Origin of the sequence: Tardiphaga sp. (assembly GCF_028290495.1) — a bacterium.
Classification (GTDB): Bacteria; Pseudomonadota; Alphaproteobacteria; order Rhizobiales; family Xanthobacteraceae; genus Tardiphaga.
The window spans coordinates 1-3392 of sequence record NZ_JAQGJT010000100.1 but is presented as its reverse complement, the minus strand read 5'-3'; the positions used below and the strand labels follow the sequence as shown (position 1 = coordinate 3392).

General features: G+C 59.6%; 6 protein-coding genes and 1 pseudogene. 6 read left to right on the top strand and 1 reads right to left on the bottom strand.

From position 1 onward, the window contains the following. The 3 genes from JWQ24_RS16055 to JWQ24_RS16045 form a co-directional block, all read left to right on the top strand. Positions 1-194: hypothetical protein (locus JWQ24_RS16055; RefSeq protein WP_299807444.1), on the top strand; the 194-nt coding region annotated here is incomplete at its 5' end. A 694-nt stretch (positions 195-888) separates the two neighbouring features. Then, positions 889-1206 (top strand): hypothetical protein, encoded by a 318-nt coding sequence (locus JWQ24_RS16050; protein ID WP_299809902.1) that lies wholly within the window; start codon positions 889-891, stop codon positions 1204-1206. A gap of 15 nt (positions 1207-1221) precedes the next feature. After that, positions 1222-1830: a hypothetical protein gene (locus tag JWQ24_RS16045; RefSeq protein ID WP_299809899.1), complete on the top strand. Its 609-nt coding sequence runs from the start codon at positions 1222-1224 to the stop codon at positions 1828-1830. Between the two features lie 124 nt (positions 1831-1954). On the opposite strand, the gene JWQ24_RS16040 is transcribed toward JWQ24_RS16045, so the two are convergent. Beyond that, on the bottom strand, positions 1955-2149 hold the full coding sequence (locus JWQ24_RS16040; RefSeq protein WP_299809896.1) for a hypothetical protein: 195 nt from the start codon (positions 2147-2149) through the stop codon (positions 1955-1957). A 191-nt stretch (positions 2150-2340) separates the two neighbouring features. Here JWQ24_RS16040 and JWQ24_RS16035 point away from each other — a divergent pair. The 3 genes and pseudogenes from JWQ24_RS16035 (at position 2341) to JWQ24_RS16025 (ending at position 3367) form a co-directional block, all read left to right on the top strand. Further along, positions 2341-2754, top strand: a pseudogene (locus tag JWQ24_RS16035) (hypothetical protein). A gap of 85 nt (positions 2755-2839) precedes the next feature. Continuing rightward, positions 2840-2977: a hypothetical protein gene (locus JWQ24_RS16030; RefSeq protein WP_299809894.1), complete on the top strand. Its 138-nt coding sequence runs from the start codon at positions 2840-2842 to the stop codon at positions 2975-2977. Between the two features lie 213 nt (positions 2978-3190). After that, positions 3191-3367 (top strand): hypothetical protein, encoded by a 177-nt coding sequence (locus JWQ24_RS16025; protein ID WP_299809891.1) that lies wholly within the window; start codon positions 3191-3193, stop codon positions 3365-3367. Positions 3368-3392: the final 25 nt, after the last annotated feature.

Genomic DNA, 3392 nt, shown 5'->3' with positions numbered 1-3392 from the left:
GACGGCAAAATAATCCGATGGGACAGGCCGAACGACCGACATGCCCTGACTGCGGGGCTTTCTTGATCCTGGCGCTGCCTCTTGGCGGCAAGGGAAAGCGCACGCTTCAATGCCTCGACTGCGACGGTCCCGACCCGATCGAGGTCGAGCAGGCCATCGGATGGTTGAAGGGCGAACTGCGGCCACCGAAGTAAGGCTCTCGATCCTACCCCTGATTCCAACCGCGGGGGCCTAGTCTGAATATGGCAGCGGTCCAACTTGCGCCCGGGCTTCGAGGAGTGCGGCGCCGGCAGCCGACCTCGCCAACTCCACGCTGGACTCCTTACCTCGATAGACCACCGCGGCGCCGTCGGCGATCTCCCATTCAAACCTGTTCCTGGGACGCCAATAGATTACAATTTCAAGGTTATCCGGGGCGGCGTCGGACATAGAGCTACTCGTTGCGTTTCCGGCCTATCCATAGCAGTCCGGGACCGTACAGCGGAAAGAAACGCAGCGGAAATGTACTGACGCTATAACCTGCGTGGACGCTGCGGGATATCTGAGCTCGCCGCTCGCTGTTGTTGCCGCCTGGCCGGGACCACCTCGAGGAGCTTCTGAGGCGAAGATGGGTAGAGATGCAGGAAGGCGTGCCGGTCGTTTACCATGGGGCTTGATGCTCTGGGCATCTACTGACGCGCCAACAAAGGAAGGGCGCACCGATCGCTCGGTCGCCCTTCCCTGTCTCACTGAAACCAGGCACCGGGGCGCCTCGCAAGAGCGATGACCGCGATGGTCTTGGCGGGCGTACCGCGGCGGTTGCATTGCAATGTGCTTTCTGACTGATACCCGGAACCGTGTCGCCCTATACGAGTTGGAAGCGTCCAACACTAACTCGTGAGGAAAACGATGAAACGTCTTTTGGCAACGAGCATATTTTCGCTCTTGATCTCCAGCGCCGCCTTCGCCCAGGCCCCCGCCGCAAAAGATGGTCCCGGCAATAACGCCGTGAACAGCGATCAAAAGAACTCGGCTTCTCCGGTAGCCGGTCGAAATTCCTTCACCGAAGGACAGGCAAAAAGTGCGATCGAAAAAGCTGGCTATTCAGCTGTTACTGACTTGAAGAAGGACGACAACGGCGTGTGGCGCGGCAAAGCGAGCAAAGGCGGCGGCGCAGCAACCTCGATCAGCGTGGATTTCCAAGGCAACGTCAACGCCGCTAACTGAGTAGAGGATATTGAAATGACTGTGACCATTTCACGTTTGTACGACACATTTGCCGCTGCTCAACAGGCAGTAAGTGGTCTCGAAGCTGCGGGCGTTCCGCATTCCGATATCAGCATCGTCGCGAACAATTCGGACAACTGGTATGACGGCAAAAAGGACCGCGACGGCGACGGAGTCGATGATCGCGCCGAGGCTGCTGGTACCGGCGCAGGGGTCGGCGCCGGTCTTGGCGGTGCAGCTGGCCTGCTCGCCGGGTTGGGGCTTCTCGCAATTCCGGGCTTGGGTCCTGTTGTCGCTGCCGGGTGGCTCGCTGCAACCGCCGTTGGTGCGGCTGCGGGCGCCATGACCGGTGGAATAGTCGGGGCACTGACTGAGGCTGGAGTGTCAAAGGAAGATGCGCCGCTTTATGCCGAGGGGGTTCGTCGAGGTGGCACGCTTGTATCAGCCAAGGTGCCGGAAGCAGAGCGGAGCCGATTTGATGCGATCCTGAACCAATCGTCAGTGAACCTGCGTGAGCGGAGCGCAGCGTGGCAGGAAAGCGGCTGGACCGGCTACGATCCGGCAAACAAGCCTTATGGCGTCGATGAGGTTCGGAAAGAGCGTGAACTCTACGGTCCACGTTGATACAGAAAGGCCCGCTTCGGCGGGCCTTTTTTAGCGCTGAGGACGGCCCGCGCTCTTTGGGCAAAAATCGATCACGCAGGAAGAAAAAGGCCTGCAGTTTGGCAGGCCTTTCCAAGTCTAGCCTTTATTTCTGCTGTTGGCTCTTGGTGTGAGCTTCATCAGAATGCTGGTGGGCTGTTTGAGATTGCTGTTTAGCAGCCTTTGCGTGCTCCTTGCCCTGAGCGTGATCGCCTTTTGCATGATGCTCTGCTGCAGTACGATGCGATTTTGCGGCAGTCTCGTGGTGCTCGGCTGCCTTATTGTGTTCGTCCTTGGCCATCTTATATTTTCCTTGATGCGCTCCCAGCGTCTATCAAGAAAATGAATTCCGGCGCGTTCCAATTAACGCGGCCGACATTTGTAAATAACCTGTGTTTGGCTTGCGCTTTTAAGCAAATAGCGCCCTGCCCGATCACCACCCCAATCCCTAGCGGCTGCCCAGCCGACCGATTCCGCCCTATGCTGCCGGCCATGGGCACCAAATCACGCGAGACGTTGTACGGCAGCACGATCCGGGCATCCGCGGAACGGGCCAAGATCGCCCGACGGAACGCCGATGCGCTGGCATGCGAGGCCTGAAATTACCGCATGCTGGGTTACAAGGGGCCAGCCCAACCGTCCCCAACGATGGGCGATGCCCTCAACGCCGGCTTCGCTTATCTGGAAGTCCGCTGCCACGGGTGCGATACCCATCAGACCGTGGCGCTTGATGTGATCCGTCGACCGATGGCCACGCCCATCCACGAATTGGAGCGTTACATGCGCTGCAAGGGTTGTTCGCAGGTTCGGGGCTACCCGTGCAAGCGCAGCCATCTTGCGGCGCTACGCCAGCAGAAGATTTCGGCGCTGCACCCGCCGGCAGCGTGGTGGCCTGGAGAACGGTGACGCCAGGAGCGGAACATTTTCCCTCAAGAACAGCGCTCTATATCCTACCGTTGGATTCGATCCGGACGAAGACCACTTCGGCGTCATGCTCGACGAGCAGGAAGTGGGGACGATCTACCGGATTGGCGACGAATGGCTGTGGTCGATCAATCTCGGCATGATGGGCGGCGGGAGCGGCCAGTCGAAGAGATGCACGGGAGGCTTTTCGTGCTGCTTGGGATGAGAGGGCGGTCAGGCTCGGACCGGCGCACGTAAGCCGCGCGCTGGCCATCGCGCGGGGCAGGTCCAACCGACCTACAACCTGAGTGCCATTGCGCTAGTGGCGGGCGCCAACGTCCCGAACGAGTGCCTTGCGTACACGGAACCGGGCGAACTAGAATTGTTCGTACGATAACGTCCGCTCGGGCCAGCGGACCGACCGCAAGCGAGTGACATCATGCCTGACTACCGCGCCTACATCGTCGGCACCGACGGTCACTTCAAATCATCCGAAGCCATCATTGCCGATGACGATGAGAAGGCGGTCAAGATCGCGCAGAAGCTGGTCGACGGACACGATGTCGAGGTCTGGCAGCTTGACCGGAAGATCACGGTTCTGCCTCACAAGGAATAGGCCTTTCGGTCGAACAATTCGCGCC